The organism is Prevotella histicola (genome assembly GCF_055385135.1).
Map to the genome: position 1 here is coordinate 1192096 of NZ_AP043793.1, position 16417 is coordinate 1208512.

Genomic DNA, 16417 nt, shown 5'->3' on the forward strand with positions numbered 1-16417 from the left:
TTAATGGTGGAGTAAGAGGACTTGAACCTCTTCCATGTGAGCCTTAAACTCATGCTCCTACATTATATAATACAGAGTCAGTGCAGTACAAGAAGAAAAACGAACCAAGGTTCTTTTTCAAGTCTTGATATTACCGTCAAATTACAAACTGGTATACTTAAGAAATCATCTCAAGATACTCGTCATTATTCAACAGATAAACATCCTCTCCAGAAAGGAGGTGTTCCAGCCGCACCTTCCGGTACGGCTACCTTGTTACGACTTAGCCCCAATCACCAGTTTTGCCCTAGGCCGATCCTTGCGGTCACGGACTTCAGGCACCCCCGGCTTTCATGGCTTGACGGGCGGTGTGTACAAGGCCCGGGAACGTATTCACCGCGCCATGGCTGATGCGCGATTACTAGCGAATCCAGCTTCGTGGGGTCGGGTTGCAGACCCCAGTCCGAACTGGGACCGGCTTTCAAGATTGGATGCAATTTACATTACACCGTCCCTCTGTACCGGCCATTGTAACACGTGTGTAGCCCCGGACGTAAGGGCCGTGCTGATTTGACGTCATCCCCACCTTCCTCACACCTTACGGTGGCAGTATCTCCAGAGTGCCCAGCTTAACCTGATGGCAACTAAAGACAGGGGTTGCGCTCGTTATGGCACTTAAGCCGACACCTCACGGCACGAGCTGACGACAACCATGCAGCACCTTCACAGAGACCCCGAAGGGCGTCATTATCTCTAAATCCTTCCTCTGCAATTCAAGCCCGGGTAAGGTTCCTCGCGTATCATCGAATTAAACCACATGTTCCTCCGCTTGTGCGGGCCCCCGTCAATTCCTTTGAGTTTCACCGTTGCCGGCGTACTCCCCAGGTGGGATGCTTAATGCTTTCGCTTAGCCGCTGATACCAGGTACCAACAGCGGGCATCCATCGTTTACTGTGCGGACTACCAGGGTATCTAATCCTGTTCGATACCCGCACCTTCGAGCTTCAGCGTCAGTTGCGCTCCCGTCAGCTGCCTTCGCAATCGGAGTTCTTCGTCATATCTAAGCATTTCACCGCTACACGACGAATTCCGCCAACGTTGTGCGTACTCAAGGAAACCAGTATGCGCTGCAAGTCAGACGTTGAGCGTCTACATTTCACAACACACTTAATCTCCAGCCTACGCTCCCTTTAAACCCAATAAATCCGGATAACGCCCGGACCTTCCGTATTACCGCGGCTGCTGGCACGGAATTAGCCGGTCCTTATTCGTATGGTACCTGCAAACAATCACACGTGACTGACTTTATCCCCATACAAAAGCAGTTTACAACCCATAGGGCCGTCATCCTGCACGCTACTTGGCTGGTTCAGGCTCTCGCCCATTGACCAATATTCCTCACTGCTGCCTCCCGTAGGAGTTTGGACCGTGTCTCAGTTCCAATGTGGGGGACCTTCCTCTCAGAACCCCTACTGATCGTTGCCTTGGTGGGCCGTTACCCCGCCAACAAGCTAATCAGACGCATCCCCATCCATAACCGATAAATCTTTACTTCACATCTGATGCCGTCAGTGAAGACCATAAGGTATTAGTCTGCCTTTCGGCAGGTTATCCCTTAGTCATGGGAAGGTTGGATACGCGTTACTCACCCGTGCGCCGGTCGACGTCCAAAAAGTGCAAGCACTTAATGCCGTTTCCCCTCGACTTGCATGTGTTAAGCCTGTAGCTAGCGTTCATCCTGAGCCAGGATCAAACTCTCCATTGTAAAATATGGTTTGGTGATAAGTGATGAATGATAAGTGATAAGGAATACCACTAACCAAAACACTTCACCGAATAATCTCTGTTTCAGAACGCTTATCCTAAATAATATCAAGTAAAAAGCACCTTTTTCTTTGTTCCACATCTTGTAGCGATACCACAAAACACAGACAATGAATTGATCGGTTCGTTTCTTTTACCCATCTATCTGATATAAAATCAAACAGACGCTTCTTGTACTACTTCTCTGTTTATGTAAATCTTTTCAAAGAACTCTTTCTTTATGCTTCATCTTTACAAGCCAAAAGGCTCATTTCGTAAAAGCGAGTGCAAAGGTATACAGAATTTCCTTTACCACCAAATGTTTTCAAGAAAAACTTTTAAAAAAATATGTGTTACCATGTTTGGGATCGTTTGTCAGTGCCTATTAATACGCATACACCATATTAATATATAGAGAGCATTGCATTATTATATTGGGATCAGGGCACTAATAAATAGAGATCAGGGCATTAATAGCCTATAAGCAAATACACATCCACTTCATTTGGCAGCCCTATTTGGGCGAAGTAGCAAGTATACAAAAAGGCGAACCACTTAGGTTAACAAACGTTTAATTACTAAAACGAAACAAAAAAAACGATCCTTTGCCTCAATTACAAATACTTTTTATACTTTTGTAAGTAATAAAAAAATATCATATTTACACTATCTAAAGTATGACAAACCAAAGATTAAACAAGCAAAAGCTATCGAACACGACTTCCACCTTATTATATATAAGGAGAACAACATTATTATGTATAGGAAAGACAGCATTCATTTTCTGCATGCTATGCCTATGTTTAAGTTTACAAGCTAAGAATATTATCACAGGAACAGTCATTGATGAGACTGCCAACCCAATCATTGGAGCAATTGTAAAACTGACTTCAGGCACTGGATTAAAGCTACAAACGGCAACAGATCAAGACGGTAAATTCCTTCTCACGATAGAAGAAGACACCACAACAAGCTATCTTTCCATAAGCTATTTAGGCTATAACGACTACCAGATACATCTCGAAGGAATCCAGAAGGGCACAGATTTAGGTAAAATACAACTAACTCCTTCCACCAAAGAGATGAAAGAAGTAGAAGTCATTGGCAAGCGAGAGATAGATAAGATAGACCGAAAGATCATCCTACCATCGAAACTTCAGCTCAAAGCCTCCACCAATGCACTGGCTTTACTACAGAATATGCAACTCACAGGAATCCGTATTAATACCATAAACAACACCGTTACAACCCTCTCAGGCAAAGCAGTACAGCTTCGAATCAACGGAGTTGAATGCAAAATAGATGAAGTAAAAGCCATTCGTCCACAAGACATTATCAAGGTAGAGTACCATGACATGCCTGGTAGTCGTTATGCAGATGCACCTGCCGTTATCGACTTTATCGTTCGATACAAGAATGATGGCGGTAACCTCAGTGGCGATTTCATCAACAGTATCACCATATCTGGCTTTGGAAACTACCAGCTATCAGCCAATTATCACAAAGGAAAATCAGAGCTAAAAGCCAATGGTTACTGGAACAGACGAGACCTTACGTGGACCAGAGAGAACTATGAAGAATATCATTATCCAACAGGAACGATAGAAAACAAGGAGATAGGAGAGCCTACCAAAGTGAAATTCGGTAATATGAAAGTCTCTTTATGGTATAATTACACATCCAAGAAGAGTAGTTTCAGCGCTATCTTCCGTGACTCATATGACTATTCTCCAAATTCAACCTCCGATAGAATCAGCACACTATACCGCAATACGGACATCTATCACATCACCGATCAAACCCATAACAACGTAAATTCCCCATCACTCGACTTATATTTCCAATCCGATTTAGGTCATAATCAGCATCTTTATCTTGACGTAATAGGTACTTATATAGGCAGCAAGAGCAACCGTAACTACACATTGACGACCATTGGTCAGCCCGACCAAACCATCATTTCACTTACAGAAGGTAACAAATACTCGCTCATTGGAGAAGGTATCTATGAGAAAACATTCAGCAAAAGCGCACTGACCTTTGGGTTAAAGCACACCCAATCCTATACCCGGAACATATATGACGGTAACATTGGCAGCACAGTGAAGATGAATACAGCCCAAACTTATGCCTATTCAGAATGGCGTTCAAAGCTCGGAAAGCTGTCATATACCCTTGGGATCGGTGCTATGCGCATCTTCAATCAGCAAGGGGACAATCATCTTTCTAAGCTTATTCTCCGTCCAAAGATTGCCCTTGCCTACCAACCTACCAATAACATAACCATTAAATATCAAGGCAATGTCTCTGGCTATGCCCCCTCCTTGTCAGAGATCAGTGACGTCATGCAGGACATAGACACCTATCAAATAAGGAAAGGAAACCCTGATTTGAAGGCAGTTACCTTCGTTTCCAACAATCTTATGATAAACTGGGGCACACGATGGTTCGATGTTTCATGGAACGGAACCTACAGTTGCGACTATCATCCGATGATGGAAGAGACCTCATGGAACGGAAGTAAGTTTGTTCGTATGACTGCAAATCAAAAGCGATTCCACAGGTTCAACACACAGCTTGGCATACGTCTGCACCCCTTTGGCGAATGGTTTTCACTACAAATCACCCCATTTTTCAATCGATATATCAGCAATGGAAACACCTATACACATACCCATTCCAATTGGGGAGTCACTGGTGACGTCATTGCTATGTATAAATCATGGATCTTTTCGGCTGAGATGAATACCAGCTATCATAATCTATGGGGTGAGACTCTTGAGAGAGGAGAGTCCTTTCATGCTATAACTATTGGCTACAAACACGACAGATGGGCACTACTACTGACCATGATGCTCCCCTTCACCAAACAATATAAGAGTAGTGATGAGAACTTTTCACATCTTGCCCCTTACCAGGCAAACGCTTATTCAAAAGACTTTCGACGTGTGTTAGCCCTCAAATTCTCATTCAATTTGGACTATGGCAAGCAGAAATCAAGTGCCACGAAGCGCATCACAAACTCTGACAAAGAGTCTGGAGTCATGCATGGCAGATAAAGATTCAAGCCTGAAAGGAATCCGATACGGACTGGTTTATCAGTCTTGAAATGATATAAAACTGTTGAGTAAATCCTCATACGATTACACTCAACACATGAAATAATGTAAGAAAAAATCACATCTCAATCTTAAAAGGGCACCTTTTGCATTGTAAAAGGTGCCCTTTTGCATGATAAAAGATGCCCTTTTACGTTGCAAAAGACGCCCTTTTGCAACGTAAAAGGGCGTCTTTTAAAACACGTTTTATAACTTACTACGTTTCAATTAGTTACAAAACTGAAAAAAGAAGGATTTCTTCTGATTCTCATTTTTTAGTCGCGAAATATTGTAATTATATTTCATTACTATCAAAAAGAGTATTCTACACCTCAATCCTACAGCTACTTCAAACTGCTTCAAACACTCGCTTCGAAACCATCTCAGCAGGTATTGCTCATTTAGCAATCACAAGAATAAGACTGCTATAGCACCCATCCATGGTTTCAGAATGGACAATCATTCACGACGTGCAGCCAGATAACACATAGGATATCCATGATTTGTCAGTGACATCAGCATAAATCAGAGAAGCATTGAGGTACACATAAGCTGCCTTTGTTACCCTCCCCTACTGTGTATGACTAAATCTTATGCCTATTTCTTATCCCTTTCACGAATTTCTACACGGCGAATCTTACCTGAAATAGTCTTCGGAAGTTCATCAACAAACTCAATAACACGAGGATATTTATAAGGAGCCGTCACACGCTTTACGTGGTTCTGAAGCTCTTTTATCAAAGCGTCACCAGCCTTTTCCTTCCATTCATTGGCAAGAACGACCGTAGCTTTCACAACCATACCTCTCACTTCATCCGGTACACCAGTCACTGCACACTCCACAACTGCGGGGTGTGTCATCATAGCACTCTCTACTTCGAAAGGCCCTATACGGTAACCAGAACTCTTGATGACATCATCAGCACGTCCAACAAACCAGTAATAGCCATCTTCATCACGCCATGCGAGGTCACCAGTATAGTACAAATTGTCATGCCAAGCCTTCTCTGTCAACTCAGGATCACGATAATAACCCTTAAAAAGACCAAGAGGTTTACCCTTAGAGGTGTCTATACAGATCTCACCTTTCTCTCCATCTTCACACTCAGAGCCATCAGGTCTCAACAGTTTCACATCGTATTGCGGATTAGGCTTCCCCATACTGCCCGGCTTAGGCTCAATCCATGGGAACGTCCCGAGCGTCATACAGGTTTCAGTCTGCCCGAATCCTTCCATCATCTTTATACCTGTCAGCTGGTAAAACCGTTGGAAAACAGCCGGTTCAAGCGCTTCTCCAGCCGTAGTACAATATCTTAAAGCACTGAGATCATATTTCTTGAAATCCTCCTGTATCATGAAACGATAGATAGTAGGTGGTGCACAGAAAGAAGTGACATGATACTTCTCCATCACACGCATTATCTTTTCTGCCGTAAACTTCTCATGATCAAAGACAAATACAGTTGCTCCAGCAAACCATTGACCATATAATTTCCCCCAAACGGCTTTTCCCCAGCCCGTATCAGCCACCGTTAGATGAATACTATGCTCATCAAGATTGTGCCAATAGACACCTGTTATCAGGTGACCAAGGGCATATAGATAGTCATGGGCAACCATCTTAGGTTCTCCACTGGTACCACTGGTGAAATACATCAGCATCGTATCATCATTCGTATTGACCATTTCAGGACGCACAAAGGCTGGTGCCTTGTCCCATTCAGCGTACCAATCATGGAAACCTTCAGGTACTTCACGGTCCTTTTGTGCCAAAGAATTGACAGCAACACGCACTTCAACCGTTGGACTATCAGCCATTGCCTTTGTAATCTGCGTGGTGATATATTCATCATTGGCGCAAATGATAGCCTTAACAGATGCTCTCTGATTGCGATAGACGATGTCATTCGCCGTCAACATGTGTGTTGCAGGGATGGCAACAGCCCCAATCTTACACAAAGCCATCATAGAAAGCCACCACTGATAATGTCTTTTCAGAATCAGCATGACCTTATCTCCACGCCCAATACCAAGGCTTAGGAAGTAAGCTGCAGTGCGATCGGTCTCTTCTTTGAACTGAAGAAAGGTTGTTTTCACCTCCTCACCGCGTTCACTAGTCCACAACAGAGCAACCTTATCGGGTGCTGTTTTCGCCCATTCGTCCATGACATCATAAGCGAAATTAAAGTTCTCGGGTACTATAAAGTGCAGATGTTCACGATAATCTTCCTCCGAAGTAAAGTGAGTCTGCTTTAAAAAACGTTCTATCATTATTGTTATTCTGAAGTTAAAGGGAGTTGTTTGAAATAAAGTTAGCCTGCAACTTAAAAGATAATTGCAAGGAATCGGACAGCCTTACCATCCAAAGCACGCATGCCATGTGGCTGGTTTGCATCAAAATAGATGCTGTCTCCAGGTTCAAGAATCAGCTTCTTCCCACCTATTGTCAGCTCCAATCGACCTTCCCACACCATGTCAAACTCCTGCCCCATGTGTGTATTGGTCTCCAATGGAGCATCAGCAGGCTTTGGTTCTACGATAACAATGAAAGGATCAGCTTTCCTTCCACGGAATCCACCAGCCAGACTCTGATACTTATATGCCTTTTGTCGCTCAACACTCATCCCTGTTCCACTACGTGTAAGGAAGTAAGAACACATGTGAGGTTCCTCTCCAAACATCAGAACATCTAATGCTATACCATACTTACGGGATATCTTTTGCAGGTTACTGACCGACAATTCACTTTCACCTGACTCCATTTCCAGATATTGTTCTTCGCTGATTCCACACAGATCAGCTATCTCTTTTGTTGGAATATCCAACGCTTCACGTAATCCTTTCAGCCGTTCACCTATCTGCTTTATTGCCTCTTCCATACCAAATACCTATTATTTATTTCCTACAAAAATACTTAATTGCCTCCTATTCATCACAAAAAAGTGTTAGCTTTTTAGTTTTCTATCGAATAAATAGAGCTTTTTATATACAAACTTTCACTATGTGTGCATTTCATTCTTTGGTTATCTACCATCACACATGGCATAAAACTGACTCCAAACACATTACCTTCTCACAAGATAAGAGTCATTGTCTATTGCCATAACAATATAGAATAAAATGTAACCAACATCCAATTAGGTAAAAAGAAACTTACCTCAGCAATTCTATAGACACCTCTTTATATTATAAAAGGCACCCTTTCGTATAATAAAAAGATACCCCCTATATTACAATCTGTACCCTCCGGTGCGACAAAAGATACAAATACAGAAAAAAGGCTATACCCAAACGTGACGGTTAGAACCCTCGTCGCAGCCGTGACAGTCTATAGAATGTTGTCGACATATCACACAGTTGAACAACAAAAGACCGCCACTCTCATTTCAATCACAGCCTTTTTCTTAAACCATCTTCCCTACTTCACCAACAGATATACAAAGGTATCAGTTGTTATCCAAGCTCTGGAATAACATAAGAAAGGGCTTCCAAGATCTGTCCTCGGCTTGAACCTTCACGCACAGCCACAAAGATTGTGTCGTCACCAGCTATCGTTCCCAACACACAATCAGCCTCCGAGTTGTCTATATCATACGCAAGTGCACTGGCATAGCCCGGTCTTGTCTTCACAATAGCAAGCTGTCCCGAGATATTTACAGAGATATAGCCACTCCTTTGTAGCATCTCCGTGGCCTTTCTTGGGGTCGTCACACGTTTATACATGGTTTCATTAGGCAACACATAAACGTATTTTCCATTCATAGATGCAGCCTTAGCCACTTTCAGTTGCTTCAGATCACGGCTCAATGTAGCCTGTGTCAGCTTGAAACCCTCCTGTTCCAAAACCCGCAATACTTCCTCTTGGGAACTCAACTCCATGCTGGAAATCAGCATTTTCAATGCTTCAAGTCTACTATTCTTTACCTTCATAAACGAATCTTTATACGTTATAGACTACAAAATTATATATTTTATATTATAAAAGCAAACAAAACTAAACAAATATGCACAAATAATTTAATTATATCATACACTATAGTATATTTATACAGTACTTATAAACAATTAAAAACATACTCTATTGCCGCGATACTCATGACATAATACACTCTTACAGTCCAATAAAAGAAACGGATTGACAGTCAACAGCCCCATCAATCATGTACCCATAAAGTTCTACACCACCATCTTTCTTCCCGCATATCTTTTTAAAAAAAGAACACGTTAACATATGATTATATGAAATAAGATGTGTATATTTGCACTAAATTAACACTCATAAACTAAAAAATTCTTATGAAAAAGAAACTCTACGGTGTATGTATAGCTACTTTACTCTTCGCCGGAGTAACACCAATGAAGGCTCAGTTTAATATCGGTAAAGCTGCAGGCGGTGCTGTAAAAGCAGCCAAAGCCATCACATTATCAGATGCAGACATGGCAAACTATGTAAGAGAATACATAGCTTGGATGGACAAGAACAACAAGGTTTGTGATGCCAGAAGCCCTTATACAAAGCGTCTGAACAAACTAACTCAAGGCTTAACAAACGTTGAAGGAATACCTTTGAACTTCAAGGTGTACTATGTCACAGACGTTAACGCCTTCGCTTGTCCTGATGGTAGCGTACGTGTGTTCTCTTCTTTGATGGATATGATGACCGACGAAGAGCTCTTAGGCGTTATAGGACATGAGATTGGACACGTTGCACACAAGGACTCTAAGAAGCGATTCCGTACTGCTTTACTTACCTCAGCACTGAAGGATGGACTCGCAGCAAGCAACGGAAAAGCTGCTGCACTTACTGATTCACAACTTGGAGAGCTTGGAGAATCATTGCTCAACGCCACTTATTCCCAGAAACAAGAGAGTCAAGCTGATGCCTATGGATATGATTTTCTGAAGGAAAACGGTAAGAACCCATGGGCGATAGCACTGTCTTTTGAAAAGCTGAAGAAGCTGGAAGAGGATCAAGGTATCAAGAAAGACAGCAAGTGGCAGCGTATGTTCTCATCACATCCAGACCTTGACAAGCGTATCAAGACCATGAGTAAGCGTGCTACAAAAGACGGTTTTGAGCGCCCAGAGAACAAGATGCCAGAGAAGATTCTGCCTGAAGAGCCTGTGACAACCAAGCAAGCAACAAGCAAACAGAGCACTGCAAGGAAGTCAACAGGTAAGAAACCAGCTGGCAAAAGACCTGCAGCTAAAGGCAGAAGAAGATAAACACAGGTATGATTGATACGGGTGGAGTAACATTACAGCTACACCTTATATATATAAGGAGACACATCGGGGAAATAATTCATACATAGAAAAAGAATAGTTCACGGGACTTTGTATAACAGTTAATACTACTCTTTTGTAAGATAAATTCCCTATTGATTTCTGAAAGGGCATCTTTTGAATTCCAAAAGATGCCCTTTTGCATGGTAAAAGATGCCCTTTTGAGGTGTAAAAGGTGCCCTTTTACAATACAAAAGACGCCCTTTTACGAGCCTATCTGTAACTCATTGAGAACCTATTAGTTACAAAAGTGAAAATAGAAGCATTTCTTTCTTTTTCGAGTTCATCATGCCCTGCCACTTGTAAGATTATTTTACCACCCACAACACCTCCTTTTTCACCCATCCCGACATCGCTTTACACTTTATTATATATATACGTCGTATGCATGGGAACAGTATTCAAACAATCCTCTCTTAGTACCACTCTGAACAAAGATATTAGCCAACTCACAGCCCGTCTATAAGACATCAACCTTATTTCTCGCCTATCATACCAGAAGAAATACACACAATGATAGAAACAAAGAGAGGTTGTTACCAATGTGGCAACAACCTCTCTTCTATCTTTTGTCGTACTATAATGTCAGTTTACAATGCTTCTTCCCGCATCAAACAAAACACACAGGAATCCCACAAAACCTTATTTCAGCTTCTTTTCAAGGTTCTTCAGCATGTCAACCGTCATAGAATCCAAATCAAACTGTGGACACCAATCCCACTCTTCACGTGCTGCACTATCGTCAAGGCAATCAGGCCAGCTATCAGCAATACCTTGTTTAAGAGGGTCAACATCATAAACCATCTTGAAATCTGGTTTATAACGCTTGATGGTTTGATAAATCTTTTCAGGGTCAAAGCTCATAGAAGCGATGTTGAAACCATTACGATGCTTCAGTCGAGAAGGGTCTGCCTCCATCAAAGAGATAGCTGCATGCAAGCCATCTGGCATATACATCATATCCATCAACGTGCCTTTCTTAATCGGACAGACAAACTCTTCACCGCGAACAGCTGCATAATAGATGTCCACAGCATAGTCTGTTGTACCGCCACCCGGAGGTGTTACATACGAAATAAGACCAGGGAAACGAACTGAACGTGTATCTACGCCATACTTTTTGAAGTAATAATCACTGAGTAACTCTGTCGTTACCTTTGATACGCCATAGATAGTTCCAGGGCGTTGCACAGTATCTTGAGGAGTCAGCACACGTGGAGTACTTGGTCCGAAAGACCCGATAGAACTCGGTGTGAACACTGCACAGCCGTTTTCTCGTGCTACTTCCAAGATGTTCCAAAGACCATCTACGCCAATCTTCCACGCCAACCGAGGCTTGTTTTCAGCTACAACTGATAGCAAAGCTGCCAGATTATAGATGGTATCAACATTGTGTTTTTTCACCACATTAGCAATCATCTCAGGGTTAGTCACATCCGCTTCCGCAGCAGGACCAGTCTCTTTCAGCTCTCCAGTAGGCTCAGCCCCTTTAATAAAACCAGCTACAATGTTATCATTTCCATAACGTTTTCGCAATTCACGAGTGAGTTCTGAGCCTATTTGCCCTGTGGAACCAATAACCAAAACATTTTTCATAAATATCTTTAAGTATATGTTTACAAGACTGCAAAGTAAGCATATTTTTTTGACTAAGTATGGTATACTAATCTTAAAAATAATAAAAATACTCGCACATAATGCAAAAAACAAGTATAAAAACTCCTTTATCTCAATATTTATACCTTACTTTGCTACCGATAAACATTAAAAAATCTAATGTTATGTACAATAAGATGAAAGACCATCTTTGCAAAGAATTGGCAGAGATAAAGGAAGCTGGACTCTATAAAGAGGAAAGAATCATTGAGAGTCCACAGCGTGCAGCAATTGAAGTAAAGGGAAAAGAAGTACTGAACTTCTGTGCAAACAACTATTTAGGACTATCCAATCATCCCCGACTCATCGAAGGAGCGAAGAAAATGATGGATAAACGAGGCTTCGGAATGTCGTCCGTGCGGTTTATATGTGGTACACAAGACGCACACAAAGAGCTAGAAGCCGCTATCTCCGAGTACTTTAAAACCGAGGATACCATTCTCTATGCAGCTTGCTTTGATGCTAATGGCGGTGTTTTCGAACCTTTATTCACGGATCAGGATGCCATTATCTCTGATTCCTTGAACCATGCATCAATCATTGATGGTGTACGTCTTTGCAAGGCAAAGAGGTACCGTTATGCCAATGCAGACATGAATGAGCTTGAACATTGCCTACAAGAAGCACAGGAACAACGCTTCCGCATCATCGTTACTGATGGTGTTTTCTCTATGGATGGTAATGTTGCTCCTATTGATAAGATATGTGATTTAGCAGAGAAATATGATGCTCTTGTCATGGTAGACGAGTCCCATTCTGCTGGAGTTGTTGGTGCTACAGGGCACGGAGTGAGTGAACTATGCAACACTTACGGGCGTGTTGACATCTATACAGGTACCTTAGGAAAGGCATTCGGTGGTGCATTAGGTGGCTTTACAACAGGTCGGAAGGAGATTATCGACATGTTACGCCAGCGTAGTCGTCCTTATTTATTCTCCAATTCACTTGCCCCTTGCATCATAGGTGCCAGTCTTGAAGTATTCAAAATGCTGAAGGAAAGCAACGAACTTCATGACCAACTTGTTGAGAATGTCAACTACTTCCGTGACCAGATGATAGCTGCTGGATTTGACATCAAGCCTACACAGAGTGCTATCTGTGCAGTAATGCTCTATGATGCCAAGCTTTCTCAGGTTTATGCAGCCAAACTTCTTGATGAAGGAATATATGTTACAGGATTCTATTATCCTGTTGTTCCAAAAGGACAGGCCCGCATTCGTGTACAGATATCAGCTGGACACACAAGGGAACAGCTTGATAAATGTATCGCAGCATTCATCAAGATTGGTAAAGAACTTGGTGTTTTGAAGTAAGAAAGCTTTCATGATAAGATAAAAACAGGGGTAGAGAAGGATGGCTTCCAAGTCTGAATACAATCAAAAGAAGCTTTTATAATAACCTCTAACACTGTTTTTCAACATATAAAAGAGCCATATCTTAACTCTTCATAAGAGTAGGATATGGCTCTTTGGGTTATGTATTATTACTGTATATCAGTTTGATATCTGTGTCATTAACCGTCAATACTCTAATACTTTGAAGCTTATACCGACTGCATATCAGTTTAACATCAGTGTCATTAACAGTGTGTCATCTGCAAAAATGTAATCAGCCAGCTCCTGAATTGTCAAAGAACGTGTATCAGGTAAAGGATAATTCGTACGTGTTACCTTTCCTTTTTTAATGCAGAAGTAGATATTATTCATCGGAATATCAGAGTCATTGTAAACCCGAATGTTTTCTTCTTTCTCTGGATGGCACCCTGCATAGAGTGTCAAAGCCATCTCTGCATTGATGATACGGATCATAGAAGGAATGTCATTTTGCTGTCGTTTTGCATCTGGGTCAATAGCTTGTGCAATACGAAAGTCCTCCTTTACAATATCAAACCCTTCTTTATCATGTAACACGATACATGGTTTTGAGCGTTGCCAACGGTCAAAAGTATCAAAATCCATGGCATCTACATCCGCAGGAGGTGGTGTACAAGTTATATGTTGGGTATATCCACAACGTGCATACCAGTCATACAACCACTCTTCAGCAGGTATAAGCGTTGCAAAAACAACGTCTTTATGATACAAACGGAAGTGTGCCTGCGACATAAGACCAGCCCCTAAATTCTGCTTTCGGTACTCTTCACGCACGCTAACACCACTGATATAGGCAGTCTTTACCTCCTTATTATAATATTTCAGTTGGTAAGGAAGTGTCTGTAAAGCCGCTACTGTATGCTGATTCAACTGACAAGTAACGTTGTATTCTGGCTTGAACACACGTGAGAAATACAACTCAATAAAAGCTTCCGGGTCATGAAAAGTATCTCTCCAAAGGCTGATTGTTTCCTCTTTTATACGTTCTTGATTCTCCTCTTGGGCAAGAGGAAGCTTCTCCATAACAACGTTTTTCTCTAAAAGAATGTCTGGTTTATAAGATAGTTTAGCATAACGCAGCCCTTCTAAGCCAAGGTCTTCTTCCCTATTCATGTACTCATACTGCTCGGGAAGATGCATTGCAAACTCTTGATTGATGATAGAGAAGGCTCCTTCATAGGCTGTATCAGCCTTCTCAACACACACATCAAAGGTTCGATTCGTAATGGGACAGCCAAAAGTAAAGGCTATCAGCTTACCATCTACCCATATAGTACCACCCAAAGCACCAACTTCATCCCACAATTCAAAGACACGTGTCATGGAACGAAGCTCTTCTGAGAGTTCCTCTTCCTCGTTGTTATCCTCCTTCGTAACGGTCCTCCAGTTAGCTTCCACAGCCAAACATTCAGGTATCATATCCTTTGTCAGAGGCCGATATTCATAGTTTGGATAGGTCTTCCGGAACCTATTACAATGATTTCGTTTACTTTGCAGCTTCTTTCCAGCCAACGTTGCGAGCTTCTCCCGTGTGTAAATATAGTCGAAGTAGTCACGGTCTGGCTTTATATAGAATGTATCTGGGAAGATACTTTCAAGTATTTCCACCATGTTTGTACACACTCCTAACATTAGAAAAGGGTGTCCCAACGTGATAGAATCATCCCGCATTTGTCGTACAACCTTAGCAAATGGCTCGCTCATCAGCTCGTTCCATTCCCCTTTCCATACTGGTGCCATATACGCAAGATGGTGTCCAATATAGAAACGGAAGACAAGAAAGCCATCAACTTCAGCTATTTGGGTATTGTATAAGAACCTCCATGAGATGATATTTGCAAAGCTTAAATCACAATTTTGCCTGTCACTACACAGTGTATAGCTTTGTACCAACTCACGATCAGTCGTTTTTACATCGTGAAACTTAATCATTGTATATACAAATTTGTTATAATTGCAAATATAATCAGATTTATTCAGACAACCAAAGTACATTGCTTTTTTGTGGTAAAAACGACAACCAAGTTTGGCATTATGACTTTATTTATATATCTTTGCAGAGGATAGACTGCATGAAACAGTGATAGTTACTTTACGAACAAGAGCTAATCCTTGCAATCTTTATTAAGACTTATCCGAAACGAACAATAATATTTGAATAAAAACTATGGATTTATTAGAGCAAATCGTTGCACGTGCGAAAGCCGACAAGCAACGTATCGTGCTCCCCGAGGCCGAAGAGGAGCGTACACTTAAGGCTGCCGATAGGGTTCTGGCAGATGATATCGCCAATCTGATCCTCATTGGCAACCCCGCCAACATACATAAGCTCGCCACTGAATGGGGGCTTAAGAACATTGACAAGGCTACCATTGTTGACCCAGAGAACAACCCTAAGAGCGAAGAATATGCAGAAAAACTGGCTGAACTACGCAAGAAGAAGGGTATGACCATTGAACAAGCACGCGAACTTGTTACTAAGAATAACCTGTACTTAGGCTGTATGATCATCAAGACTGATGGTGCTGACGGTCAGATTTCAGGTGCTCTTTCAACAACAGGAGACACCCTTCGCCCTGCATTACAGATCATTAAGTGTGCTCCAGGCATCACTTGTGTGAGTGGTGCAATGCTCATTCTCACCCACGAAGCACAATACGGAGAGAACGGTATAGTAGTAATGGGTGACGTAGCTGTGACCCCTAACCCTACAGCTGACCAACTTGCACAAATCGCTTACACCACTGCTGAGACTGCAAAGAGTGTTGCTGGCTTCCAAGATCCTAAGGTTGCCATCCTGAGTTACTCAACAAAAGGATCTGCAAAGGACGCAATAGACAAGGAAACGGGTAAGAGTGTATACGTCATCGATAAGGTTATTGAGGCGACAAAGATAGCAAAAGAAAAGTTCCCTAACCTGAAAGTAGATGGTGAACTACAGTCTGACGCTGCTCTCGTTCCTGCTGTTGCAGCAAAGAAAGCACCTAACTCTGACATCGCAGGTAAGGCTAACGTCCTTGTTGTACCTAACCTTGAAGTTGGAAACATCGGCTATAAACTCATAGAACGTCTTGGTGGAGCAAAAGCTATAGGCCCTATTCTTCAGGGTATAGCACGTCCTGTGAATGATTTATCACGTGGTTGCTGTGTTGATGACATCTATTATATGGTAGCAATCACTGCCTGCCAGGCGCAAGATGCAAAGAAATAATTAAGAATAAC

9 protein-coding genes and 1 rRNA gene are annotated in these 16417 nt (G+C 42.0%); 4 read left to right on the forward strand and 6 right to left on the reverse strand.

Features of this window, described 5'->3' with window-relative positions:
• Positions 1 to 213: 213 nt before the first annotated feature.
• Positions 214 to 1744, reverse strand: a 16S ribosomal RNA gene (locus ACZ48L_RS04990).
• A gap of 715 nt (positions 1745 to 2459) precedes the next feature.
• Between ACZ48L_RS04990 and ACZ48L_RS04995 the strand changes: the two genes are divergently transcribed.
• Positions 2460 to 4841 carry a TonB-dependent receptor gene (locus tag ACZ48L_RS04995; protein WP_242401715.1) on the forward strand — a complete coding sequence of 794 codons (2382 nt, stop codon included), beginning with the start codon at positions 2460 to 2462 and terminating at the stop codon, positions 4839 to 4841.
• 636 nt (positions 4842 to 5477) lie between these two features.
• Here ACZ48L_RS04995 and ACZ48L_RS05000 read toward each other — a convergent pair.
• The 3 genes from ACZ48L_RS05000 to ACZ48L_RS05010 all read right to left on the reverse strand — a co-directional run bounded on the left by ACZ48L_RS05000 (position 5478) and on the right by ACZ48L_RS05010 (position 8810).
• The gene (locus ACZ48L_RS05000) at positions 5478 to 7151 is read right to left on the reverse strand and encodes an AMP-binding protein (RefSeq protein ID WP_025791800.1); all 1674 of its coding nucleotides are present in this window, start codon (positions 7149 to 7151) and stop codon (positions 5478 to 5480) included.
• A gap of 53 nt (positions 7152 to 7204) precedes the next feature.
• Positions 7205 to 7759 (reverse strand): helix-turn-helix domain-containing protein, encoded by a 555-nt coding sequence (locus tag ACZ48L_RS05005; RefSeq protein WP_008824270.1) that lies wholly within the window; start codon positions 7757 to 7759, stop codon positions 7205 to 7207.
• Positions 7760 to 8333: 574 nt separating this feature from the next.
• Complete coding sequence (locus ACZ48L_RS05010; protein WP_008824269.1) at positions 8334 to 8810, reverse strand: arginine repressor; 477 nt, start codon at positions 8808 to 8810, stop codon at positions 8334 to 8336.
• A gap of 366 nt (positions 8811 to 9176) precedes the next feature.
• On the opposite strand from ACZ48L_RS05010, the gene ACZ48L_RS05015 reads away from it, so the two are divergent.
• Complete coding sequence (locus ACZ48L_RS05015; RefSeq protein WP_025791799.1) at positions 9177 to 10106, forward strand: M48 family metallopeptidase; 930 nt, start codon at positions 9177 to 9179, stop codon at positions 10104 to 10106.
• A gap of 702 nt (positions 10107 to 10808) precedes the next feature.
• Here ACZ48L_RS05015 and ACZ48L_RS05020 read toward each other — a convergent pair.
• Positions 10809 to 11762 carry an NAD-dependent epimerase/dehydratase family protein gene (locus ACZ48L_RS05020; protein WP_025791798.1) on the reverse strand — a complete coding sequence of 318 codons (954 nt, stop codon included), beginning with the start codon at positions 11760 to 11762 and terminating at the stop codon, positions 10809 to 10811.
• Positions 11763 to 11947: 185 nt separating this feature from the next.
• Between ACZ48L_RS05020 and kbl the strand changes: the two genes are divergently transcribed.
• Complete coding sequence (kbl, locus tag ACZ48L_RS05025) at positions 11948 to 13135, forward strand: glycine C-acetyltransferase (RefSeq protein ID WP_025791797.1); 1188 nt, start codon at positions 11948 to 11950, stop codon at positions 13133 to 13135.
• Between the two features lie 246 nt (positions 13136 to 13381).
• Here kbl and ACZ48L_RS05030 read toward each other — a convergent pair whose 3' ends face one another.
• Positions 13382 to 15127: a GNAT family N-acetyltransferase gene (locus ACZ48L_RS05030; protein ID WP_278567202.1), complete on the reverse strand. Its 1746-nt coding sequence runs from the start codon at positions 15125 to 15127 to the stop codon at positions 13382 to 13384.
• Between the two features lie 235 nt (positions 15128 to 15362).
• Between ACZ48L_RS05030 and pta the strand changes: the two genes are divergently transcribed.
• The gene (gene pta, locus ACZ48L_RS05035) at positions 15363 to 16406 is read left to right on the forward strand and encodes a phosphate acetyltransferase (protein WP_025791796.1); all 1044 of its coding nucleotides are present in this window, start codon (positions 15363 to 15365) and stop codon (positions 16404 to 16406) included.
• The last annotated feature ends 11 nt before the right edge of the window (positions 16407 to 16417 follow it).